We start from the raw sequence: 24445 nt of genomic DNA, 5'->3' as shown, positions 1-24445 counted from the left end.
TCTATTTTCGGTATAAAGTGTTTTTATGTTTCGGCTGGCTAAAGGATCGAATCTACAGCCACTTTTTGAGTGAATCAGCCCAGCCCCGTGGCCGCTACTTTCTGGGGGGTGAAGCAAAAGATGGATTATTGGATATCTAGAACACAGGCTGGTTAACATAGGAATTTTAGGCATTCTATGACTGAATGACAGATAGTCCTTGACTCACCACTTCCTCAAACAGATGATAAACATAGTCAAAAAGTCAGGAGATGTTAGATGATGAAAAAGTTATTGGCTTTTCTCTCCCTTATTCTTGCGTGTCCCACGTACTCGGAAGAAGACATGAGTCTATCGGCTATTTTAAATCTTGAGGTTGAGGTCGCTACCAAATCAAAGCAGAGCTTGCGTGATGCTCCGAGTATTGTGAGTGTCGTCACAGAAAATGACATTAAACGTGCTGGAGCCCGTGATCTCATCGATGTCCTCCAGCTGATACCAGGCTTTACATTCGCCCAGGATGTCCTAGGAGTAGTAACGTTTGTGAGTCGGGGAATTTACGCGGGTGAGGGCAAGATCCTACTGCTAGTGGACGGAATCGAACTCAACGACATTTCTTACGGAACCCATTCACTTGGACACCATATTCCTGTGGAGGTGATTGAGCGTATTGAAATGATCCGTGGTCCAGGCTCAGCGCTCTATGGTGGCTTTGCTGAATTAGGGGTTATCAATATTATTACAAAGGCGAAATCCTTAGATGGACACCAGGGTACTCTTACAGTGGGTCAGCTCAAAAGCGGTAGTGGTACACGGGCACTTTCATACGGATTCAGTAAAGAGATTCCCAAGGGCCAAGTATACCTCAGCGTTCGGTATACTGGGTCTAATAAGTCAGAAGGTGATTACACCGACACTAACGGTGATACTGGTCCGATCGATGACTCGACAGTGAAAGGCCGGTTTGTAAACTTTAGTGTGGAATACGAAGGGCTAAAGGCACGATTTCTTCATGATACCCATTCCGTGGAAAGCGAAGTTCTCTGGGGGTCTTTGACTGCTGACCCTTACCGAAAAGACTTCGATACCACGGCTTTTAGTTTGGATTACACTGGCAAACTTATTGAGAAGCTGTCTTTCAATCCATATGGAAGCATCAAGCATCAACGCTCCTGGTGGCAGCCAGACCCTGATCAGGACATTACAATTGGCAATGATTGGCGACGTACCACAGAGCGTCGGGTGGCGGGAGCGATGCTTCGCTACCAAATCACAGATGACATTGAATGGACCCTAGGCGGGGAGAACACCGTTGATCGTAGTGATATCATGATGCACTTCGGAAGAAGTGGGGATCGTGTTGTGTTTGCGACCAATAGTAAAGCCAATATCGAGCTTCTGAGGAATTCTTACTACACCCAAGTCACCATGAATCTCAAGGATATAGCAAATATTACCTTTGGGGGGCGATACGAGGATTCACGAGAATTTGATAAGACCTTTGTCCCTCGTTTGGGTATTACCAAAGTCTTTGGTGACGCTCATGTGAAGTTGCTATTAGCCAAAGCCTACCGATTGCCTTCCATTGAAAACTACGATCTCAACAATGACTTAAAGCCTGAAATCACCACAACTGGTGAGTTGGAAGTCGGTTATATCATCTCTGATAATCTTGTGGTTACCGGTAATATCTTTGATACTTCCATTCAGGATATTATTGTCTACTACTACGATGGAGACACAGATCTTGAGCATTACTATAACTATGATGAGTTAGCGACGAGGGGTGTTGAATTTGAGCTGAAATATGCCTTCGATAAGATCTCCGGCGGATTTACGCTGACCCATCAAGAGATTCAAAAGAACACGGCAGAGCTATTCAAATCAAGTTTGGATGAAGGAAATGCCTTGGGGTCTCCTGAGAATAAGGTGACCCTAGTTGCGAACTATGAGTTCATGAAAGACTGGAATGTCAATGTCAACGGCATATACGAAAGCTCTGTGTATGCCTTCTCCTATGATCAAGCTTCGGCATCGGTTCTTGAACAAGAACGAGATCCTACCCTCGTCACAAACGTATTCCTGACTCGGGATAATCTATTTGTCAAAGGTCTTGATATTGGAGTCGGGGTAAGAGATCTGGGAGATGAGAATCCAGCACGCTATCAAGCTGCCAACAATGGTGCGATGCCGTATCCAGGATCTGGGCAAGAAGTCCTCGTACGCATTACGGGGACCTCAGAGTTTTAAAGGTGTTTTAGACGCAGAAAAAAAGCCTTAATTTTTAGCTTCCGCTTGATAGTCAGGGTCAAACTTCTTGTACTCATCGGCAATCATAGCTTTCAGTACTGAGACTGCATCCTTGATATCGATCCTCTCCTTCTGCTTTGGATCACTTCGATGGCTGAGTTCCAGTTGGTTTTCAGCAAGAAGTTTCGGAGATACAACCAGACGGATTGGGATCCCGATGAGATCGGCATCCTTGAATTGGAATCCAGGCTTCTTATCGCGATCATCCATGAGAACATCGATACCGGCAGCCTTTAGCTCGTCGTACAGCTTATCCGCAGCTTCCTTGACTTCGTCTTTCTTGTAGTTGATCGCCATCAGGTGTAGCTCGAACGGAGCGATGGTGATCGGTAACTTCATTCCGAACTCGTCGTTTTGCTCCTCAACAATACTGCCTAGCGCTCGGGTGATACCGAGCCCATAGCAGCCCATGATAGGAATCTGGCTTTTGCCATTTTGATCCAGATAGGTAAAGCCCATGGCTTCACTGTACTTGGTGCCAAGGTGGAAAATATTACCGATTTCAATACCACGCTTCGTTTCTAGTGAGGCACCGCATTCCTTGCATGGATCGCCCCCTTCGATTTCAGCAATGTCGATAATCTTAACCCGCTCTTTTTGAGCATCGCTCAACTGATCAAGAAAGTCCCGACGAGGGCTAAAGTTGACCAGATGGTAGTCGGTCTTGTTAGCGCCAGTGCAGTACTCGCCGTCGACATCCAAGCTGGGATCAACCACAACCCATGCCTTGTCGAGGTTGAGACCTATTGGCCCGGTTGAACCCGCGACAGCTCCGGCTGTACTAATAGCCTTGTCTCCGGCTGCTTTTAATGGCTTGCGGAGTGCAGTTTCAAGCTTGATCTGAAGGACATCTCGATCGCCACGGATAAATGCGATCACTGGCTCGCCCTCATCGACAGTCTCGAAAAGCACTGCCTTCGCAGTGTTTTCAGGCTTAATGCTCAAGAAGGCACAAAGCTCATCGATAGTTTTCTGATCTGGAGTTTCGATCTCTTCAATCCCTTTACCAGCCGAACCCGCCTTGGCGAGTGGCGAGCTTGCCACCTCTTTATTGGCTTTGTACTCACAGGAAGGGCAGATTAAAAGAGTATCTTCTCCAGACTCAGTCAGCAGCATGAATTCATGGGAGTAGTTACCACCAAACATCCCGTTGTCGGATGCTACGTGGATAAAATCTTTGAAGCCAAGCCTTGTGAAAATACGATGATAGGCTTCAAAGTATTTCTGATAGGTAATCCGCAAGTCGTCTTCGCTGGTATGGAAGCTATAAGCATCCTTCATGATGAACTCGCGAAGCCTGATCAATCCGCCGCGAGGGCGAGCCTCATCCCTAAATTTTGTCTGAAACTGGTAAAGCGAGAACGGAAAGTTCTTGTAGCTATTGATCACATTTCGTACCAAATCGACCACAGGCTCCTCATGCGTCATATTGAGGACCATATCCTGGCCATGTCGATCCTGAAAGCGGAACATGGAGCTATCAATCGCGTTATACCGACCAGTCTCTTCCCAAATGCCCTTAGGAACAGCTGCTGACATGGAAATTTCTTGTCCGTCGATTCTGTTGATCTCTTCCCTAGTCACACCAATAATCTTTTGTACGATGCGATGCCCTAGCGGAAGAAGCCCGAAGATTCCCGATCCAAACTGGTGAATCATTCCAGCTCGCATTAAAAGCTGATGATTTTTAAGCTCAGCCTCTCGTGGTGCTTCCTTGTATGTTACCGAGAATAATTTACTAAATCGCATCTACATCCCCTATTACTCTAATGAAGAGGAAAAACTACCACTAAATTAGCCTCAGGTAATCATGAAATTTCTTGGGATTTACATTGGGGATGAGGCTCAGAACTTTGCCCGCAATGCTAAGCCATATCGGGTGCCTCGGGGGTCGTATAGCCGGCCATTTATTCCCCGATCGTTACCTCCCGTGGTGTCTAGAGGTGGTGTTGAGCGGAGAGCATTTTTAGCACTTAGCTCTAGGCTGAGATCCCACGGGAGCGTTGTTTGATAGACGAGGTCCAAGGTTGAAAATGGATCGACGGAGCCTGCACTGGCATCGGCTTTCTTATATGCTGGAAGCGAGTTTATGATAAAGCTTGCTGAATGGCCGCTCCATTGTGTTAGAACTCTCTGCTGGGCTCGCCATCTTGGCCTTTGGTCTTGCCCAACCAACTCTTGAAAACCTGCTCCCGGAAGCAGCTCACTCTGATAGCTTAAGACATAAGATAGGTTGCTATCCCAACGCAAACGCCCAAGACTTTCCGTTGCTTCCAAGTACCATGAGACATCGAAACCTTGGGTTCTCGTTTGGCTGATATTCAGGTAGCCAGCACTCATCGAAAGCAGTGCATTGGGGTCACTGGCGTTGTCAGCATCACGACTTACGGTTACACCGTCAACCGCAATCCCTTGGGACTCCAGAAGTAGAACTTGTTCAATATCAGGAAAACGAATTTCATCTTCAATCGTAATATAGTAGCCGTGCACGCTCAAACCCCACTTGGCTGCCAGGTAGCCAAGGCCTAAGTGGAGGGACTGAGACCGTTCCTCTCTTAGATCTTTGTTGCCGCTAGTATTCAGCGAAAATTGAGCTGGTTCTTCGCATAGCAGCTCCAGTGTATCTGCATCAGCGCTGGCGGCTTGAGCCTCCCGGCATCGGAGGTAGTCAATGGCTCCGACCTGCTCACTGTTGCTGCCGTCATAGAGTTCGGGTAGGTTGGGGGCCTTAAAGCCCTCGCTGTATCCTCCACGGATAAATAGTCCTGACTCCGGTCGCCAGATGGTATCGAGCCTTGGAGTTGCAGCAGAACCAAAATCCGAATGATGATCCAGTCTGGCTGCGAGATTGACCACGACCTCGGAAAGGGGAATTTCAAGCTCGGTAAAGACAGCGCTAGATTCACGCTCTCCTGACCCAACGCCGCAGCCCAGGCCGAAAATGAGGCCATCCGCGAGCCGGCCCTCGCAATCTTTGCTGTAACTCTCTTTCTGGAAAGAACCTCCAACGACATAAGAGACTGCTCTGCTGTTCAGGAGATTACTAATCCGACCATGGAATGTGTTTTCAAGGCTCCAGATACTGGATCGTTCCTGTGACCAGATAGGTGTTTCAGCACTAAGATCCCCTCGCAAGCCCGGGACAGCGAAAACATCATAAGAGCCGGTGAAAATTGCATCGGACATTGAGTCATTTAAAAAATATCCCTTCGGTCGTTGGTTCCTTTGCCGATAGCTGCCATAGGAAATCTGGGTTTCTAGCCAGCGCGTGGCATTCCAGTCCCATATGTGGCCTACAGCCAGCGCGCTATCACGAATGTCTGTTTCGCTTCGTTGAGGAAGGTCGGCAAAGCGACCCTGCACTGCAAGATTTTGATCTCTCACGGTTTCCGGAAGGATACCGCCTTCTACCAAGTCGTTTACGCGATCTGCTCCCACAGTGCGGCCTCGAAGTGGGGAGCCAAGACCTTCCTGATCCTGATCCTTTCGGCTCACTAGAAAACGGCCAAAAAATGTCGAACGGGAGGATAAGCTATACCTTATATCTTGGAATAGACTCAGGCGAGCTTCAGGAGCAAGGTAGTAAAGGGATGGTTGCAGATCGAATCCACAAAAAACTCCCTGAGTTCGTCTTACTATGGAGCCGGGACAAGCTTCTTCACCACCAAAAGGCACGAAAACCCCGTTTTCAGGCTGATAGGAAGTGGGTACGCCATTGCTTGCTGTAAACATATCAAACCAGAAGCGCTCGGTTTGCTGCAATGCATCTTGCTCCAGGTAGCTTAGGCTTGTGATGGCGTCGAAGGATTCTGAGTTGAAGCCATAGCTAATATCAAACTGCCTGCGATCGCCACCACCATCGGCTGTAAGCTCCAAGGATGAACTTATCTCAGCGTGGTCGAAGTCTTTTGTGCTGTGAATATTGATGACTCCAGCGAGAGCGTCGGAACCGTAGACTGCGGAGCTTGACGAGAGCAGGATTTCAATGCGATCGATGATCGCGATAGGGATAGTATTGAGATCGACTCCGTTGCGGCCCGGACTCTTGGGGAGGCGCCTGCCATCGAGTAGAACCAGTGTTTTGTCGATTCCAACTCCTCTTAAATTAGCGCCTTGGAACCCAGGGTTGTTCGAGTCCGGATCACTCACCTCACTACCAAAATTTGTCTGAGGCAGGTTCGCCAGAAATTCACCAAGCCTTGCGACCCCTTCTGCTCGCAACCTATCACTTGGAATTTTGATAACGAGGGCAGGTGCTTCATCGGCGGTGGTAGCAATCCGACTCCCTGTCACCACATGGCGTTCTGAGTAAGGTTTTCCGAGCGATTCTTTGCCAATGGTGCAGAGACCTATAAATACTATGGCGATTTTTTTGATACCCAAGGAAGAATCTCTCTAAGTTTAAGGTGAGGACGTCTCACTAGTGACTAACGAGTAATGTCGTGAGCCTTGCTGATGCATGCGTTTGGTAATATAGCAATAAAGATCAAGAGTGTTAATCAAGTTCGAATGAAAAGGGTATCGTTGCAAGGCCTAATCAGGGGTAGGGCTTTTGGGTGCTTAGGAGTTGATACTTAGTTGTGAAGCAACAATGGGTGGCGTTATACCTTTCATGCATTGTCAATCGTCTAAATCAAAGTACTATCAGCAAAGCTAGTTCCGTTATGGATTCTGCGAAATTCATTGAGTTGAGTAAATTTAAAAGGAGAACGGAATGTTACCCTTGTTTACGATGGTGTGCTTGTTGGCATCTAGCCTAAGTTTTGGCGCCCAAGTCGTCCAAATTGGTCCCGAGGATCGTACAGCGCTTCTGCAATTAGCTGAAGGACCAGAAAAGCGTCCTCTCGTTTTGGTTCTCCATGGTTTCGGGATGGATGCTGAGAGTATCGATCAATTTTTTAATGCCCGACGTGGGGCAGAACAAGTAAACTACCACGCACTGATTCCCGAAGGTCGGGTCAATCAAGACGGAGCACGGTTCTGGGCTGCAACTGATGCCTGTTGTGACTTTTTTGGTCCTGAAAAATCTGATACAGATGTGAACTACCTGATGGAGCTGGTTCACGAGGCCGTGAGAAGCTACCCCGTACGCAAGAATGAAATCTATATCGTGGGCTTTTCCAATGGAGGGTTCATGGCTAACAGGCTCGCGTGCGAGTATTCCAACGTCTTCGAAGGTGTTGCATCCTTTGCGGGAGCGAACTATCGAGACATCGCTCAGTGCCAGCCCAAGCGTGCACTTAGTTACCTTCAAGTCCATGGCACCGTTGATGCTGTGATTGGCTATGATGGTGGTTCGACACCTAAAGCTGCCTATCCTTCTGCACGAGCGACAACAGATTATTGGGCTGGCTTCAATCGATGCAAGAATGAAATAGCTACGTCTGAGGCCTTTGAGCTATCGCAGTTCAATCTTGATCTTAATGCCGGCTTGCCCAGTGATGAAGAGCTACCCCAATACTTTGATCCGGGGAATGAAACAGATCAACTCCTCTTCGACAATTGCCGAGGGCGGCACCAAGTAGCACTGTGGACTATGAATGGCCTTGGCCACGCGCCTTTATACCTTGAAAATATTCTGGTGCAGGCCCTGGATTTCATTGCAAAACCTATGGTGAAATAAGGCCTAGTACCGTCTATCGGTTTAAAGGCTTCGTTCTCGGCTAGAGCATTCTTTAAAAGGGTGGTTCTAGCTGGGGTATCGTAAGAAACTAAGACTTCATATCTTTCCTCTCTTTTTTAACTGGCAAACCGATGGCAGAAGCGCTTTCCACGCCTTTCTGCTTTTTTTCTTAAAAAAATCAGCGTCCTTACGTTGACGTGCGTCTTCAGCCACTGGTAAAATTCCAGTAATAGTTCCCATAATTTAAATAGAGGAAAGCTCCATGAGGACCAACTCCTTCGCGGTCGCAGTGATGTCACTGCTCTTTTCCTGGCAAGCAATGGCCCAGGAAATGAGTCTGTCGGATATCCTGAACCTAACTGTTGATTCAGCATCGAACACTAGTGAAACATTAGCACAGGCTCCGGCTACGATGATTGTTATCACAAGGAAAGACATTTCCGATAGGGGCTACAAAAACGTTTCCGAAATTCTAGACGATTTGCCAGGAATGGAGGTTTCTCGATCCTATGGTGATACTGGAATTAAGAACTACATGCGTGGTTGGCGGAATGCGATCGGCGATCCGTTCCTATTCATGATCGACGGCGTTGTCATGAATCACCTTTATTTCAATGTTGTTCATAACACCATTACCACGGTTCCGCTATCAAACGTCAAACAAATTGAAGTTGTTTACGGCCCAACCTCTTCGGTATACGGTGCCAACGCCTTTATGGGGGTCATCAACGTTATTACCAATGGCCCCGAGCTTGCCAAGGCAGGAGAGACAAAAACATCCTATCGCGGCTTTCTTCTTGGTGGTGAGCTAAATAGGACTATCGGAGACGTCACCGCCTCCTATCAGGGAGATGGGTTCAATCTCCAGCTTACTGGGCGTTTTGATGAGGGGCAGCTTGATTACTCCAATGCCGATCGCTACGAATTCTTGAAAGAAAAGTATATAGAAGATCGACGAATCTATGGAGGTTTTATTGACAACCCAAATTTAGGTGGCACTAGAAAATCCCTCTTTAGAAACCGGGCCTATGATTTGAGGGTTTATACGGAAGAGTTGGAAATCGGTGCTCGGCATGTATTAAGAGATACAGGCTACGGTTATCAATATCCTGCTGACAAAGTTCAAATGAACGGACGCTGGGCGCTAAGTGAATCAGATGTCTACCTCCGGTTTACCAAAAAAGTTTCTGATAAGGTAACGTCCACGACTATGGTACGCCATCGGGAAAGCGATGTTCCCAATGACTCCTATTTCGTGGACGGCTACTTTAGTAGCTCCGATAATGAGTTCCTGACGGCATTTTCTTATTGGTACACTTATAACGAAAGTATGACTGTAACTCAGGACTTCGATGTCAAGCTGTCAGACAGTTTCTCTTTGGTAACAGGGATAAAGTGGGAGCGGAAGAACTTACAGAAAGCTTACAATATCAACGGTGAAGCCGCCTCTGGGGAGCCAGGGGGCTATGAGCCAGTTTCAACCATCGATGCAGGTGACTATCTGTACCCGCAGGTTCAAGTCGAAGGAGACGAACCTCAGAATAGAATCTTAACTCAGGATAAAGGGGCCTACGTTCAATCGAAGTACAAGATCGCTAAAGGTCATGAACTTAATTTGGGTCTTCGATCAGATAGTAATTCTGAATATGATTCCTCGTTGACTAAGCGTTTTGCCTATGTGGCAATGATGGATGACTTCATCTTTAAACTCATTTACGGCGAAGCATATCAAGAACCAACTCCACGGGCGCTTTATGGAGCTTGGGGAGGGTCAGGAAGTGATCCGAGCCTGGACCCCGAAAACTCTCAGACCATTGAATTTACAGCGACACACACAACAAGCTCTCTGACGCATCTCGTGAGTTTCTTTGTCGCCAACAATAGCGATACCATCGTTCAAACCAGTGCAGGCGCAACGAATCTAGGTAAGCGAACGGTACAAGGAATTGACTATCATATCACTGCATTGATTCCTGTTTCGTTCTTTAAGCAGTTCAAAGTATGGGGATACTTTTCGCACCTATTGACCGCTGACGAAGAAGTTTTCGATAGCGATGGAGTTAAGACCGGTGACAAGTTCATTGGTGACTTGGCTCGAAACAAGCTGATGTTCGGAACTCAGGTTAACGTTAGCGATTTCGGTATCAGCCTTCGCGGACGCCATATCGGGCCACGAGATACGGTATCATCAAACCCTGTGAATAAGCTCGATGCATACACAACACTTGATACAAAGCTTGCGTTCCACGATCCCTATAACAAGGGAATTACTTGGGCCGTTCAAGTTGAGAACCTAACAGATACGGCTTACGATCATCCAGGCACACGTGAAGCGGATGCGGGCACTGAGCCAGGAGTATTTGATGACACCGGAGCTTACTCAGGCGGGTCGCAATCATACTTTAACTCAGTAATGCCGCAGCCAGGACGCCTCGTGTATGCTTCCATTCAGTATGACTTTTAGAGCCTAGAGCCGAAGGTAAATTTGGTATCGTATTTGAATAAGGGGACAGCTTTCGGGCTGCCCCCCAGTTATTTTAGAGTCTTAACCATCAGAGCGCTCCGAAAAACCGACTAGTGCTTAGTCACATTGAATCCTCGGCGTTGTTGTCTTCGTCTCTCAATCGTCGCTGTACGGGAGTACTATCTCCTCAATCATTCCTCGACGCCTAGCCGAGAATCCAATGTGACTAAGCACTAGTGTCTTACCAGCGATATAAGCGTGAAGCACCTACCAAAAAGGCTTAGAATTACGATGTATTTCGGATTTTTAATCTCGTGTTTAAGCCTGGTCCAAAGAAAAAACATCATAAATTCAGTATCTTAAAAATTAATCTTAATCTTTCCTGTGGCTTTAACGATAGCCAGGTTGTTAGCGAAATGCTCTTCAACTTGTGTTTGGCACGTGCGGACACCCTGTTTAGGATAGGTTTCAGATGACTTTAGCAAGGTACACAAAGCAAAGGCTGCTACGACTGTTCTTGATAGTCGTGCCTCTGTTTGTAGCCCTCCCTGCCTCCGCGAAGACTATGGGTGTTTTTCTCCCCCATATCTACTCTGTCAAAGAGCTTGAGGCCTTGATCAAAGAGGATGCTACTCTCAAGGGCTACGAAGTCAAAATATTCGCGCGGGTTAAAGACCTATTAGCGACCCACAAATCGGATGCTTTCGATGTGGTGCTGCTGCCAGCGAGTGTCAAGGGAAACAAACAAATAGGGAATATGGAACCGCAATTCACACTTTTGCGGAAAGGCAAAAATCTTGGCAAGCTCCTACTAGTTACTCTGAAAGGGGCTGACAAAGGTAAAAAGTCGGTCGCGGCGATCGATGAAGCGGGCAAGCGAAAGGCCTCGAAGAGTATTGTCAAGGAACGGCTCAACGGCAAGATCAAACGCATTAAACTAGTAAAAAAGGGCCTAGACTTAGTACCGATGCTAAGTTTAGGCAACGTCAATCATATCCTTATCGATGAACACGATCTAGAAATTGTGAAGAAACAATCAGAAGCCCAGTTCGAGATCATTGAGACCCTCGAAATAGAAGCTCCGATCTTCTTCGTCAAAAAAGATCAAAAAGGCAAACACGATGGACTCCTTAAGGTGGAAGCGAAGACGATCTCAAAATTCGGCTATGACAAAGTAGGGAGCGTGAAATGAAGTTCTCACTTTTAAACATACTAAGCTGGATGATGTTGCTAACCATGTCCCAGAACCTTTACGGGGCTGAAGTTATGATTGTCCGAAGCGAAGGCAAAGATTTCGAGGCGTTCGCTAAATTACTCAAGCAAGAAATGGGAGCCGATCTTGACTACGGCGAGACTGTCATCGACCGCGATACCGAAGCGAAAGACTTGTACAACGACCACATCAAGGCAAGCAAGTTAGTTATCCTTCTCGACAATGTGGCCGTAGCGAAAGCTAAAGAGCTAGTGGCTCAGGATAAGAAGCTACCTCCGATGGTTGCAACGATGGCGCTCAATCTTAAGAAAGAGCTGGATGATATCGAAGGCATTGCGGGAGTTGGCTACGAAGTATCTGGTTTCACCATTGTGAGCGAGCTGAATAAAATCATCAAAAAGAAGATTAGAAAAGTTAAAGTTCTTTACCGAAAAAGCTCCTCTGAAGAACTGATTTCGGATGCGAAGCGCTACCTGAAGCGCGAGAATATCGAGCTGGTGACCGTAAATGTCGAAAAGGGCGATCAGGATGACATTAATGATGAGGTCGCTAAGGAAGTAGAAAATGCATCGGATAGTGCTGATGCCCTCTGGGTTATGCTTGATAGTAAGCTCATAAACAAGAAAACCTTCGTTAAGGTGTGGATACAGGAGTCTAAGAAGCAGAGCATCCCGTTCTTGTGTGGTGTAGAAAAGTTTTCGCTCCCACCAATTAATATGTGTGCCTTCTCCGCTTATCCTAACGCGTCGGGACTTGCTGCTCACGTATCGGATATGGCTCTTTCGATCCTTGATGGAGATGCAAGCCCAGAAGACTACGGAGTTGAGTACATGGTGTCCAATGACAAGGTTCTCAATAAAGAGATATTAGAACGACTGAATATAAAAATAAAGAACCGTAAGGTTGATGGATTGAGAATTGTTGGCGAAGACTAGCTCACCTGAATCAGAGTCTCATATCAGCAGCGGTTTGGTGGTATGGGTATGGAAGCGAAAGGTAGGCTGAGGGTATATGAAGTCGATTAAGAATAAAATTGTAGCGTCCAGCCTTCTCGGCATCTTCTCCGTGTTGGTGATTTCATCAGTCATGGTCGCCCTATTCTCGGATAACCTCATCACGAACTTTCTTAATAAGGGCAATGAGGCCACCAATCAATTTATTGGTGACTTCAAACAGGCCTCTCAAGTCACTCAAAATGAAATCATCGAAATATACGAAGAGCAGGCTCGAAAGAAGGGCTTGAATCTTATCGCTAAAGATCGTATGTCCCTGACTACTCCATTTGTGGATAACCAGGTTCTATTCATCCAAGAATTCATCTCCGAATCTTTGAAGCTCGATGACGATATTATTTTTGCCGCATTCTATGTTGTGGAAGGGGAAGATATTCGGGCAACGAAAATATCGACGCCCCAGTACCCGAATGGCCTTCCCAAGGGTCTTAAGTTCAATTCTGATATCGATACTTGGGTAGGAGAAGACTTTGAGTTTGAAGACGGCAATCTTCCGGGGATCATTCAAAGGAAGACGAGCGGTATAGAGCAGGTAAGTTTTACCTATACCACAGCCTCCGGTGAAACGAGAGTCGTCCAAGCCTATGATGTAGCCACTCCTGTTTTCGAAGGAGAACCTGATGAAATCGATGACCTTATGGAAGAAGGTGAAGCAGTAGGCTATCTTCGCTATGTCATCTCTTTGGAAAAAACCAATAAGTTTGTGCAGAAAACCAAGGATGATCTAGCAAAGATTATTGGTAAGCAAGAGGAACGAACGAATACTACACGGGAAGAATTAATTCGCCTGGGTAAAGATAGCGAGAATCAGCTATTCCTTGCGCTAGCTGGTTCTGCAGTATTGATGACTATCTTGGGGTTTGCGATCTCGGCCTTCGTAGCTGGTAAAATCTCTAAACCGGTGACTTACCTTTCGAAAGCGGCTCAGGAAATTGCCAGTGGTCACTACGAATCTAAAGTGAAGAAAATGTCGGATGATGAAATTGGGCAGTTGTGTGAAATTTTTGAGAACATGCGTGTCCAGGTAAAAGACTTCACTGAAAATCTACAGTTCATGGTAGACGAAAAAACTAAGGAAATCCGGTTCCTTTTGGATAATATTGACATTGCAATCTTTAAAATCATGCCTGATAAGCAACTTGGTGACGAATACTCGAAGGCCGCTAAACAGATGTTTGGAGATCTGAAGGGTAAATCAACTAATGAAGTTTTTAAGGCACTTCATTCAGAACGAACTCCAGAAATTTTGGATACTATGATAAATGAAGATGATTTAACCTATGAAGCCAACTCATCACTTCTGCCACTTAGTTTGAAAACTAAAAAGAACTACTTGGAACTATCATACTCGCCGCACTATGGCCCCGAAGGCCAGGTTTCCTCTGTCCTAGTTACTGTGAAAGATGTGACTGAAGTTAATAAGCTCAAGGCAAAGGCGGAAGAAGAAGCAGAAAAAGGACGGTTTATTCTGAACATTGCCTCTCACGGGCCAGAGAATGTGAGGCGCTTCATAAAAAATGAGATTTCGTTGTTAGAGCAGAGCAAAGATGCAAATAAAATCCAGCGTATTTTACATACCGTAAAAGGCAATAGCCTCGCTTATGGGTTTAAGGACCTCGGCGATCATATTCACGAATTTGAATCAAAATTACAGAAGATCGAGGGTGATGAATTTGTTGCAAAAGGGCAGGAATATTGTCAGAAGACGATTATGTTATACAAAGGTCTTGAGAAGACAGTGAACCTCTACTTTCCGTCATCTGATTCAATGGGTTTACACTCCCGAGCAAACCTCTACCTATCGGCGATTTCAGAGCTATCCATCAATGACAATCCCCATCTCCAAGAGCTACGGGATATTTTTTATGATAAGTGCTATATCTCCTTTAACGAAATTCTTGACTTCGTCCGTAAGCCCCTTGAACCGCTTTCGAAACGGTTGAAAAAACCAACTCCAAATTTGGAATTCAGTGATTCTTTCTGGCTAAAAAGAGAAATTGAACATAACTTTAGGGGCGTTCTCAATCATATCATTCGTAACGCCTTAGACCATGGGATAGAAGAGCCAAAGATTAGAAAGAAGAAGGGCAAAGACGAACGGGGCACTTTAAAATTCACCTTTGAAACAAAGGAAGGCGCCGGGCTGATTACTGTGCAGGATGATGGGGCAGGGATCGATCTTAGAAAGATAAGCGAACGACGATCTCTTTCCCCTGATACGACTTTAAATGAGATCGCCCGTGAGATCTTCAAGGCAGGCTTCAGTACCAAAGATGATGTAACAGAGATTTCTGGCCGTGGCGTGGGTATGGATGCGGTCAAGGTTGATATTGAAGAGCTGGGTGGCTCCATTGAACTTAAGATTTTGAGCCCTCGCAATGGCGAAGAAACTCTCCAGGAAATGGAAGAAGATACTGTTCCATTTGCTATCATTATTGGTGTCCCGGATGCCTATATCGGCAATAAGAACAACCCCAACAATCAACTCGTTGCTTAAGGCCTTTGCTCATCGGTGGGCCTAGGCTCATCAGCCTTTCCATATGGTGTCAAATCCTTAGACACCTTTCTCCTAGCCACTTTTAAATACCAATGCAATAATAGGTAATTAGAATTTTGTAGGAAAAATCACTGGATCTTTCTCGTTTTGCACACTAATATGGCGTAGTGGATGTTCGATGCGGAGATTGTTGTTGTGAAATTCCTTTTGATTCTGATCCTAAACCTGCTACTAAGCTCTGAACTCATCGCTAGAAATTCTGAGTTCGGTCCCTTTACGCTTCGCTACGCAGCATTTCAAGTAAACGGCAAGCGTATGCTAGTTCAAGATCCAATTCGGATCGAGGCGCATAACACCGTGAATGGCCGAGTCTACGTTGCCGAAGGACGCAATCCGAGCGTCGAAATTCCTCCTGGACACTACCGATTCAAGGGCTTCAGCAATAAGTGTAAGTTCAAGGATCGCTACACCTATATATTCAAAAGTCGCAATGTGGCAATGGCGGCCATCTGCAGCTAGGTTTCTACTAATTTACCTAGGTCCTTTCGTCAGCATACCAAAGTTTTTTCTATTCGTGCGCAAACTATCTCTTTCGTTCCTATCAACTACACTTCATACAAGCGCTAAGTTATTAGGTATTGCTAAACCATAATAGGCAACTACTAACAAACCTTCGTTAGAAGTCATTCCTCAACTCCGACGACTAGTACGTATGAAGAATGATTAGAGGTAGCCACTAAGATGAATATGTATGACATTCGTAGATTTCAAAGCTCTGCTCCCATAGGCCAGGCCTTTGATGCTTGCTACGTAAAGTTTATTCAAACCCATGGAGAGCGAATTCTAGCAGTGAATGAAACTCGTCTGTCTCCTGCTGAGTACCAAGCCTTGTGTCAGCATGTAGCCGACATATTGAAGCTAGGAAGTACCATGACTAGAGTGTCAAAACATACTGGGCAAAACTCTTGAAAAATGGAACTTGTAATAAAAGGTATTGGGGAGTTCGTCGGATTCTCGTAAACTCACAGGCAACATTTTTTCAAATTGAGATTTCGAATTCTTGTGTCGCCACAAGGCAGCCATTGAGGAGTCGCTATGTACCTTGCCCGATGGGTCGCGCGCTTTGCGTTAGGCTTAGGACTACTGTGCCTTAGCCCTAGCTATTCTATGAGTCAAGAGCGGATCGTAATTGACAACCAGGACCCAAACTTCTTCACTAATGGCAACTGGACAACTAATACCGATGTCTCGGCTGTTGGAGGTGACTTTGTTGAAGTTCGACGTTTTGAAGTAACTGATCCGGTTGTCAGCTTAGCAACTTGGTTTTTTCGCGATCTTGAGCCTGGCGACTACCGTCTCTTTGTATCGACAATAAAAGGTGAGGCCTATGCTCAGGATGCCACCTACTTTGTATCCGAAAGCACGGGTAGCAGTACGTGGTTTTATACGGTGAATCAGCAAAACTCCCGTGTTGATTACATAGACGATCAACTTCAGGGTTGGCACTACCTCGATACGGTAACCGTGGAGGCCGGTGGTGAGTTAGTACTCACACTGCGCAATTTTTTTGACCAAGGATCGTTTATCAATGCAGATGCTGCGTTGCTTGAACGTCGGAGGGATTTGAATCAAGGCCCTCCCGGCCCTCAGGGACCTGTGGGCCCCGAAGGACCAGCTGGAGAAGATGGTCCCGTTGGAGCGAAAGGGGATCCAGGACCAGCAGGTGAGCAGGGCCCTCCAGGTGCTAAGGGAGAGCCAGGTCCTCAAGGACTACAGGGACCAGCAGGTGAGGAAGGCCCTCCTGGACCAGAAGGGCCAAAGGGAGATAAAGGGGATAAGGGAGACACGATTGTTGGTCCTCAAGGGCCTATTGGCGAGCCAGGCCCTCCCGGCCCCCCTGGTCCTGTAGGACCTCCTGGTGAGGAAGGCCCTGCTGGGGCCAAAGGAGACCAAGGAGCAACTGGAGAACAAGGGCCTCAAGGACCTATTGGGCCCGAGGGGCCTACAGGACCCGTTGGTCCTCCCGGTGAGGAAGGCCCAGCAGGCGTGAAAGGTGATCAGGGAATTGCAGGTGAGCCAGGCCCCCCAGGTGAGCCAGGCCCCCCAGGGGAAGAGGGTCCCCAAGGTTTACGAGGTGAAACTGGTCTTACTGGCCCTCAGGGTCCCCAAGGTGAGGAAGGTCCTCAAGGCCCTCAGGGAGTTCGCGGTGAAATTGGTCCTACAGGTCCCAAAGGAGATCAAGGTGAGCCTGGTGATCGAGGACCAACAGGTGAAGCAGGGACCAATGGTTTGCACTCTTTGATCGATCAGGAAGTTTTGCCAATTGGTAACGAAGCGTGTCCGCGAGGCGGTATAAGGATCATCACCTTTTTAGATGTCGATAGCTCGGGAACTCTGACCCCCGCAGACGAAAATGTGATTCGTAATGATATCTGTATCCCCAGAGCGTTGGCTACCCCTCCGCTTAGTTTTGATGTCAACGGTGCCACTCGCGCTGGAGTTCCTGTAGAAGTGCAGCTTTTTGCAGTCGATCCTGTGGGGCAGGATGCCATCATCGATTGGAAGATAGGAGCGGTTACACCTGCTCAAGGGAGTGCATCACTAGCTGGTAATACCCTAGTCGTAACTCCTGAAGCTGGTTTCAACGGACTGTTGAGTATCCCTGTGACTGCTGTTGACGCCAATGGAGATGAAAGCGATCCGGCTTTAGCAACGGTTTTAGTTGGGGGAAATGCCCTTATGGTTGTTGGTAATCCAGCCGCACTTACCATTCAAGATACAACCGTTGTCGCCCTTCTGGGCGACATGGGATTCTCTGTATCAATTGTAGATGATGCCGCTGTTGATCTCACAGATACGGTAGGGCAGGATGTTTTGCTCATCGCTGAGTCCGCAAATTCAAGCAGTGTTCCAACGAATCTCAAAGATGCTCCTATTCCCATCATTATTTGGGAATTTAATTTATGGGATAACTTTAATCTCGTGAATGCCTTGGGTCTTTCCACAAGCATAGAAGATGCGATTGATGTAGTTGATTCCAGTCATCCCTTATCCCTTGGCTTGACAGGGCGGGTTAAAACATTCGCAGATGGAATAAACGTGACATGGGGTAGTGTTAACGGGGAGGGAATCGTGATTAGCCGGGCTGATGAAGATGTGAATCGTGCAACGTTCTTTCTTTATAAAAAAGGCGCAAACTTGTTTAACGGCGATGTAGCCCCAGCTCGTCGGATAGGCATTTTTTCACCCCGCACATCGACTTCCAACGAAAGTAGCTTGACTGAAGCAGGCCTAGCATTCTTTCGTCAGGCTATCAACCAAGCTATTATCGATGACAACCGTGCCCGTGGACGTGTAGCAAGTCTATGACGATCAGGAACTGTGTGTTGATCGAGTCGTGAGAGTCTCGTTGACTTTCATGGCGACCTAGTCTAATGAGGTGGGCGCTCGTTCAATCTTCAAAAAGGCGATTCAATGCATTCACGTCTACTTGGTCTCATTTTCATTGTAAGTATGGTCTCAGCAGGTGCTCGTGCTGATATCTACATCGACGGTAGTGAAACTCGTCAAGAGTTTATCCGTCAGGGTATGGTTTGGGAGCAGCCAAACTACGATATTTCAAGTGAGAATTTGCTCGGTTCCACCTCTCACTGTCCTGCTTTTGAGCCCACAGATGTGGTGACTTGCTCCTATATCAAGCCTAAACGCGGCGACGTGGGTAGCGGTTGGACCCCCAAATTTAAGTGCCGTACTCCTGAAGGTAAGAAGCTTAAGGTAAAGTATGGTCAGACAAACGCTGAAGTCTTTTCAGAAGTTTTCTCATCACGATTGCTACAACTCATTGGATTCAAAGCAGACTGTAACTACCCCGTTGCTAAAGTCATTTGTACTGATTGCCCAGAAAACCCCTTCCAGTACACGCAAGACTACGCTCTAAATCAAGAAGATATAAACGCAGAGTTTAGAGAACGGGAGTTTGACTACGTCCTGATTGAGAAAAAGTTCGGTGAGGAAACTATCGCGCAGGTCGACGGAAAAGAGATCGAAGGCTGGGGTTTTGATGAGTTTCTCAATGAGGGCTACCGGCATCAAGTTGAAGAGCAGAACACTGCTCGTGAAGCCCTGACTCTTCTCATGGCCGTTCTTCAGCATGGCGACAATAAGCGCTCCAACCAGCGCCTGTACTGTGCTATCGAACCTGACAAAGGCGAAGAGTGCCCAGAAGATCAAAAATATCTTGTGGTTCAAGATCTTGGAGCAACTTTAGGTAGCTATAAATTCAAGGATAAGGAAGGTTCTCTTGTCAATCTACCGCCCTCTGCTAGCTTCAGGTTTTGGGACATTGCTCCTATCTGGAGTTTTTGGCGAGGGGCTGGCTGGAGTGGTTGTACAGCGCAAGTATTTGCTGTCGGTGGGACAAGTGAGCCTACAACACTTCAGGAGCAAAAGATTTCGGAGGCAGGTCGCGCGTTCCTTGCCGATCTGATGTCTCAGATTACATACGAACAGGTTGAGCAGTTGGTTGCTGTTTCAAAGCTTTCTCAGCGTATTGCAGATCAGGACATTGCAAGAAAGATGACTTTGGTAGCACAGGACAATCTAGGCTTCCCTTGGCTGCCTCGATTACCCTTTAACCGAAACCAGATCAGTTCTGAGCAGTGGGTGAATACGATGTGGAAGAAAATCCAAAAGGTCCAAGAGGGCTCTTGCTATCGATAGGCTGATCCGAGCTAGTACTTTCGATTGAGTGAAAACTTGATGGAGCCAAAGCTAGTCTTTGGCTCCAATCTCTTTAGCTTCAAGCATCAGACGATTCAAGTCTGGAACGGAAAATCCTTCATCGTGAAAAAAGATGACTTTGCCTTTTTTGCTGAGAAGTATCACCCGAGCATTTAGTGGGTTTTCGTTCCCAGTAAATGCTACAATTTTATCTGCATCATCATAAACGGTGATCACGACATTCCAAATATCATCTGGGATTCCGGATCGCATCCCTTCATCAATTCGATCAGATAGCAAGCTTGGAATCCAGCCGCTAACCGTTGGGATTTCGAAAATGTTGAAGGAAGCCTGTTTCATGTCGAGACCAATCAGCCAACGATCAATGTCGAACTGGCTGTTTTGCTTGTAGCCAATTAAGAGCAGAGCGATTTTGCCGTTAAGGTCCTCAGGGATTCGCCAAGTCTTATTATCCAAGGCCTTGCCAGAGACACTTGGGAAGACAGAATCTATGGGTCTCTTGTTTGGAACTTTGTGACTGCAGCTAGTGAATGCTAGCAATGCGGTGAAAACCAAGTATTTCATGTAACCACCCTTTGATGAAATCGCTACTGGCATCTATGGTAGCGTCTCTAGGTAGGATTTTCTATCGGGCGTTTTGGTACTCCTGCCAACCTCGATCGATGGCAGCCTGGTTGATTCCACAACCAGAAACCTCTGGCTCATTCTCTAGACGGGCTACAGGGATAGCGTGAACACCATTGAGTCCGCTATTGATATCGTTAATGTTAGTGCTCGAATCATCCCAGAAGATCACCTGCTTTCTGTCTTCCATTACACTAGGGTTCAAGCCATAGTGCTTCATAATCCGGGAAATATGCTGCACCTTATTACCTCTCATCATTTGATAGGGGCAAGTTTCGCAGTTCCATTGAGTAGAGTCTGTTGGGTCGGGTATAGAAGATGCTGTCGCCCAGTCTGGGAACTGGTCCTTTATCGGGCGAACCTTATCCTCATAGCTAGCTTCGAGTGGTGAGTGACTGGCGATTCCAATCGCTGCACCCTGCTCGATACATCGTTTAACGGCTGCTTGAGCAGCGACGCCGAGACATTGATCAAACCAGCCATAGGTTGGGTTCTGATTGGTTTTGCAGTGATACTCAGGAATGTTTTGTGTTGTAGGACAGCTATGACTGGATAGGGTCAAATCGTAGTCAAATATGCAGATAACCTGCCTTCCGCTTCCTTTTTCTGGGTCTAGACTGATGCTTTCGTCGTTGGCTTCATCTTCATTTTTACCATCAGTTTTATTTGATTGAGAGTCGTCATTTGGCGAATCATCCGTTGTGTAAGGGTCTGAGCCAATCTCCTTCTGACCATCATGATGGTTTCCAAGGGATGATATGCCGGGCTTAACGTTTGATCTTTCAAGCGTGGGCATCTCTGATCGAGAGCAGGCCATAGATAAGAATATGAACAAAAAGAATCTCAGCAAAAGGGTACTCCACTTCAAGAATGACTCTTTGTGCTCAGCAAGATTCAGGCCGCAAAGCTATCCATGGCAAGCCACTGATTGGACTTAAGTCTACTTCTTTTACCTAACCATCCTTGGACATTTCAATGTGTCAGGTTCTTACGTAAGCAAGAGATCTCAAAGGGAAAAGTAAACGAATCGTTTAGAAGCTTTCATGGGGGAAAAGTCCACATGATATCAGGCTCATCAAAAAGTGATCGACGTGTAATACTTACAAAGTATGTGCCGTAAATACCTAAAATCAAGCTGATCTAGTCATAATCGATTCAGAATTTAACATCACAAATTGGGGAACCGAAAAGTGAGAAAGTCGCTTAAAATCTGAGGTTAGAAACATGAATTGGCTTGTGATCCTGTTTGCCATGCTGTACACCGGCGTTGCTCTCGCAAAAACTGGAAAGTCTGAACCAGACTGCTTTTCCTGTCGTATTGAAATCAAGAGTCTAGATGAAGGAATTCCTCTTTCGGGAACTTGGAGGTTTACGCGTCACGATCACATTCGAAATGCAGACCCGAAGACGTCTACTGCTGCTTGGCCAATTATTGAAACCCCAGGTAGCTGGGATAAGGCTTACCCTGATAAGAAGGTTTACCGCATCGGTTGGTATCGTGGTGAGCTATACTTTGCGAAGGAGCTCATCGGTCAGGAGGTTGTAGTTCTTCTCGATGCCTACATGAGTGGGTTACGGTTCTATGTAGACGGTGACCTAAAGTTTGAACGAGGTGGGCAGAACTCTCACGATAAGTATTTTTCAATTCAACCCATTCCTGTTCGCTTCAAGGTGACCAAGTCTCATCATACCATTGCGTTTCGGATAGATACGATTCTGATGACTGGTGTCTATCAGCTTCCATTTAAAATTGTTAGCTATAAGAAACAGGACTTTTGGGTATCCATATATAAATCTTGGGGCGGCGAACTTCGATTTGTTTCGTCGTTCATCGTGGTGTTTTTCGGATTGTTCTTCTTCCTGATATATATGAAAACCAAATCAACTCTTTACTTGGTGGCAGGGCTATCAGGTATCTGTATCTATCCATTCTACGGCCTGCCGGGCGATATGTTGATTCGCTTTTTCGAACCAGAATCCTTGCTGTTGCTGCATTATACGGGGCTAGGTTCGTTAGCTGCATTTCACGGACTTTTTGCACAACACTTCTATAAGTTTTACCCAAGATTCAATAAGATCAATCTGGCGATCAATGGACTATTCATACTTCTGTTTTTTGGGATGACAGTTTCATTTGATCTCAAACTCTTTCAGTATGTACGTAAGCTGATTTTCTTGTATGCGATCAGTGTCGCAGCGCAGTATATTTACGTTCTTTTTAAAGCACAGAAAAAACACAAGATGGCCCTGCCGCTGTTCATTGGTGAAACTCTGATGGTCTTCTGCGCGGCTCATGATATCCTGTTGGCGCTTGGAGTGATCAAGTCTATTACACTACTGTTCTTTGGAACTTTGGTTGCGACCGGATCTATTTTGTTCGTGGCCTCTAGTCTTTTTGCAAATACCTATGTGGAAAACCGAAAATTATTGAAGAGTGTTGAGCATGTTAATCGCAACCTGGAAGGAATAGTTGCCCAAAGAACATCGGAGCTCGAAGAAAAGTCACGGGATGTGAGGACTATGTTGGAATCACTTCCTCAGGGTGTTCTTCTGATCTGTAGTGAACTACAGATTCATAAGGAGTATTCCAGCTATCTTGAAACTATTATTGGGCAATCAAATTTAGCCAACAAAAATATTTTTAAAGTCTTGCTAAGTCGTACAGATCTTAGCAAGGATCAACTTGATCAAATCAATAGTACACTAATGTGTTCTTATGAAAATGATCGTATCAACTTCGAAGCCAATTGCGAGTTACTTCCCCATGAAGTCCGATTCCATCAGGGTGATAGTACTAAAGTTCTATCACTGGTATGGTCCCCGGTGGTTGATAGTGGCGATTGCATTGATAAGATATTGCTCTGTGTCCGCGACATTACCGCTGTGGTTGAGCTTGAGAATTGTAGTCGAAAGCAGGAGCGAGAGCTAAAAATCGTTGGTGAAATTCTTGACGCTGGTACCGTTCGGTTCAAAAGATTTAAGGCAGCGGCACTGGAGTCGGTGACTCACTGCCTTGGAATTGCTAATCGAGAGACTTTCGATCACGATACCAAGGCAAGCCTATATCGGATTATTCATACAATCAAAGGCAATGCGCGGACATTGGACTTCAGTCTTATTACAGAGTTTAGTCACGACTTAGAAACTCAGCTGGAGAATGAAAGCATTGAATATGAAAGCCTAGTTACAGCCCTGCGTAGTCTACAAAAATTGCTAATGGAGTATGGACAAATTGCGCGAGAAAAATTGAATGTTGGAGTGCAGAGCCAAGGTGATGAGGTATTGAGTAAAGAGCAGGTTATTCAGGTGCTAAATATTAACGAGGATAGCGATCTTGAGCACTTGAAGCAGCAGATTAAGGAGGTCAAAGACCTTCTGGCCAGTCAGTACATGGTATCGATTGAGGAATCCTTATCTCCTATTATTGAATCAGTTCCTCAGCTGGCCAGAGAGCTAGGCAAGCAACCGCCCCAGGTCATTGCTGAGGGACTAGATATTCATATTCCCCAATCAGTATCTACCACGATTCAAGATTCATTAGGGCATTTAATCCGTAATGCTATGGATCATGGAATTGAGCATGCAGATGATCGTGTGGCGAAGGGAAAGGATCCTGTCGGCCGAATCAAGCTTCATTTCTGGGAGGCGGATCAAAAGCTATACTTTCAATTAAAGGATGATGGTCAAGGAATGTCGATTCAGAGGATGAGGCGAAAGGCTCAAGAACTTGGAGTTGGCCAAAAACTCAATACGGTGGAAGACATTGCTTCCCTTGTATTCACCAGCGGCTTCTCTACCAAAGAACATGTCACAGAAGTTTCAGGTCGAGGTGTAGGAATGAATGCTGTTTATCATTTTTTCAAGGATCGTGGTGGGCATATAGAAATACGTGTTGATGGTGCAAATGATAAGGACTTCATAAGCTTTCATGTTGCAGGATGGTTACCTCTCTTGATCAAAGAAGATGTTGCTTAATCTTCAA

15 protein-coding genes are annotated in these 24445 nt (G+C 46.2%); 11 read left to right on the top strand and 4 right to left on the bottom strand.

What is annotated here, in order from left to right:
* The first annotated feature begins 258 nt into the window (after positions 1–258).
* Positions 259–2229, top strand: coding sequence for a TonB-dependent receptor plug domain-containing protein (locus B9N89_RS17530; RefSeq protein WP_132321243.1), 1971 nt, complete (start codon positions 259–261; stop codon positions 2227–2229).
* A gap of 27 nt (positions 2230–2256) precedes the next feature.
* Here B9N89_RS17530 and B9N89_RS17525 read toward each other — a convergent pair whose 3' ends face one another.
* Entirely contained in the window at positions 2257–4038 is a 1782-nt protein-coding gene (locus tag B9N89_RS17525) for a proline--tRNA ligase (RefSeq protein ID WP_132321241.1), read from the bottom strand.
* Between the two features lie 96 nt (positions 4039–4134).
* A complete protein-coding gene (locus B9N89_RS17520) occupies positions 4135–6672 on the bottom strand; it encodes a TonB-dependent receptor plug domain-containing protein (RefSeq protein WP_132321239.1) in 2538 nt (845 codons plus the stop codon).
* A 331-nt stretch (positions 6673–7003) separates the two neighbouring features.
* Here B9N89_RS17520 and B9N89_RS17515 point away from each other — a divergent pair, with 331 nt between their 5' ends.
* The 9 genes from B9N89_RS17515 to B9N89_RS17475 all read left to right on the top strand — a co-directional run bounded on the left by B9N89_RS17515 (position 7004) and on the right by B9N89_RS17475 (position 19818).
* On the top strand, positions 7004–7912 hold the full coding sequence (locus B9N89_RS17515) for a CE1 family esterase (protein WP_132321237.1): 909 nt from the start codon (positions 7004–7006) through the stop codon (positions 7910–7912).
* Positions 7913–8174: 262 nt separating this feature from the next.
* On the top strand, positions 8175–10376 hold the full coding sequence (locus B9N89_RS17510; protein WP_132321235.1) for a TonB-dependent receptor plug domain-containing protein: 2202 nt from the start codon (positions 8175–8177) through the stop codon (positions 10374–10376).
* 472 nt (positions 10377–10848) lie between these two features.
* On the top strand, positions 10849–11568 hold the full coding sequence (locus B9N89_RS17505; RefSeq protein ID WP_132321233.1) for a hypothetical protein: 720 nt from the start codon (positions 10849–10851) through the stop codon (positions 11566–11568).
* Positions 11565–12524 (top strand): ABC transporter substrate binding protein, encoded by a 960-nt coding sequence (locus B9N89_RS17500; RefSeq protein ID WP_132321231.1) that lies wholly within the window; start codon positions 11565–11567, stop codon positions 12522–12524. Before B9N89_RS17505 ends, B9N89_RS17500 begins: the two co-directional genes overlap by 4 nt.
* Positions 12525–12600: 76 nt before the next feature.
* Positions 12601–15099, top strand: coding sequence for an ATP-binding protein (locus tag B9N89_RS17495; protein ID WP_132321229.1), 2499 nt, complete (start codon positions 12601–12603; stop codon positions 15097–15099).
* Positions 15100–15294: 195 nt separating this feature from the next.
* A complete protein-coding gene (locus B9N89_RS17490; protein WP_132321227.1) occupies positions 15295–15618 on the top strand; it encodes a hypothetical protein in 324 nt (107 codons plus the stop codon).
* Between the two features lie 222 nt (positions 15619–15840).
* On the top strand, positions 15841–16068 hold the full coding sequence (locus B9N89_RS17485) for a hypothetical protein (protein WP_143478210.1): 228 nt from the start codon (positions 15841–15843) through the stop codon (positions 16066–16068).
* Between the two features lie 126 nt (positions 16069–16194).
* Positions 16195–18468, top strand: coding sequence for a golvesin C-terminal-like domain-containing protein (locus B9N89_RS32300; RefSeq protein WP_132321223.1), 2274 nt, complete (start codon positions 16195–16197; stop codon positions 18466–18468).
* A 105-nt stretch (positions 18469–18573) separates the two neighbouring features.
* Complete coding sequence (locus B9N89_RS17475) at positions 18574–19818, top strand: hypothetical protein (RefSeq protein ID WP_132321221.1); 1245 nt, start codon at positions 18574–18576, stop codon at positions 19816–19818.
* A gap of 51 nt (positions 19819–19869) precedes the next feature.
* On the opposite strand, the gene B9N89_RS17470 is transcribed toward B9N89_RS17475, so the two are convergent.
* Together B9N89_RS17470 and B9N89_RS17465 are read right to left on the bottom strand one after the other, a co-directional pair.
* The gene (locus B9N89_RS17470; protein ID WP_132321219.1) at positions 19870–20403 is read right to left on the bottom strand and encodes a hypothetical protein; all 534 of its coding nucleotides are present in this window, start codon (positions 20401–20403) and stop codon (positions 19870–19872) included.
* 61 nt (positions 20404–20464) lie between these two features.
* Complete coding sequence (locus tag B9N89_RS17465; RefSeq protein WP_132321217.1) at positions 20465–21313, bottom strand: HAD family hydrolase; 849 nt, start codon at positions 21311–21313, stop codon at positions 20465–20467.
* Positions 21314–21687: 374 nt separating this feature from the next.
* On the opposite strand from B9N89_RS17465, the gene B9N89_RS17460 reads away from it, so the two are divergent.
* Complete coding sequence (locus B9N89_RS17460; RefSeq protein WP_132321215.1) at positions 21688–24438, top strand: ATP-binding protein; 2751 nt, start codon at positions 21688–21690, stop codon at positions 24436–24438.
* Positions 24439–24445 lie beyond the last annotated feature (7 nt).

Source organism: Pseudobacteriovorax antillogorgiicola, from assembly GCF_900177345.1.
Classification (GTDB): Bacteria; Bdellovibrionota_B; Oligoflexia; order Oligoflexales; family Oligoflexaceae; genus Pseudobacteriovorax; species Pseudobacteriovorax antillogorgiicola.
This window is presented reverse-complemented; position numbering and strand designations above follow the sequence as displayed.

Bases quoted from the DNA above. Each gene is read 5' to 3' on its own strand.
- B9N89_RS17530 (WP_132321243.1), top strand. From the start codon at position 259: ATGATGAAAAAGTTATTGGCTTTTCTCTCCCTTATTCTTGCGTGTCCC.
- B9N89_RS17525 (WP_132321241.1), bottom strand. From the start codon at position 4,038: ATGCGATTTAGTAAATTATTCTCGGTAACATACAAGGAAGCACCACGA.
- B9N89_RS17515 (WP_132321237.1), top strand. From the start codon at position 7,004: ATGTTACCCTTGTTTACGATGGTGTGCTTGTTGGCATCTAGCCTAAGT.
- B9N89_RS17510 (WP_132321235.1), top strand. From the start codon at position 8,175: ATGAGGACCAACTCCTTCGCGGTCGCAGTGATGTCACTGCTCTTTTCC.
- B9N89_RS17505 (WP_132321233.1), top strand. From the start codon at position 10,849: ATGACTTTAGCAAGGTACACAAAGCAAAGGCTGCTACGACTGTTCTTG.
- B9N89_RS17500 (WP_132321231.1), top strand. From the start codon at position 11,565: ATGAAGTTCTCACTTTTAAACATACTAAGCTGGATGATGTTGCTAACC.
- B9N89_RS17495 (WP_132321229.1), top strand. From the start codon at position 12,601: ATGAAGTCGATTAAGAATAAAATTGTAGCGTCCAGCCTTCTCGGCATC.
- B9N89_RS17485 (WP_143478210.1), top strand. From the start codon at position 15,841: ATGAATATGTATGACATTCGTAGATTTCAAAGCTCTGCTCCCATAGGC.
- B9N89_RS32300 (WP_132321223.1), top strand. From the start codon at position 16,195: ATGTACCTTGCCCGATGGGTCGCGCGCTTTGCGTTAGGCTTAGGACTA.
- B9N89_RS17475 (WP_132321221.1), top strand. From the start codon at position 18,574: ATGCATTCACGTCTACTTGGTCTCATTTTCATTGTAAGTATGGTCTCA.
- B9N89_RS17470 (WP_132321219.1), bottom strand. From the start codon at position 20,403: ATGAAATACTTGGTTTTCACCGCATTGCTAGCATTCACTAGCTGCAGT.
- B9N89_RS17460 (WP_132321215.1), top strand. From the start codon at position 21,688: ATGAATTGGCTTGTGATCCTGTTTGCCATGCTGTACACCGGCGTTGCT.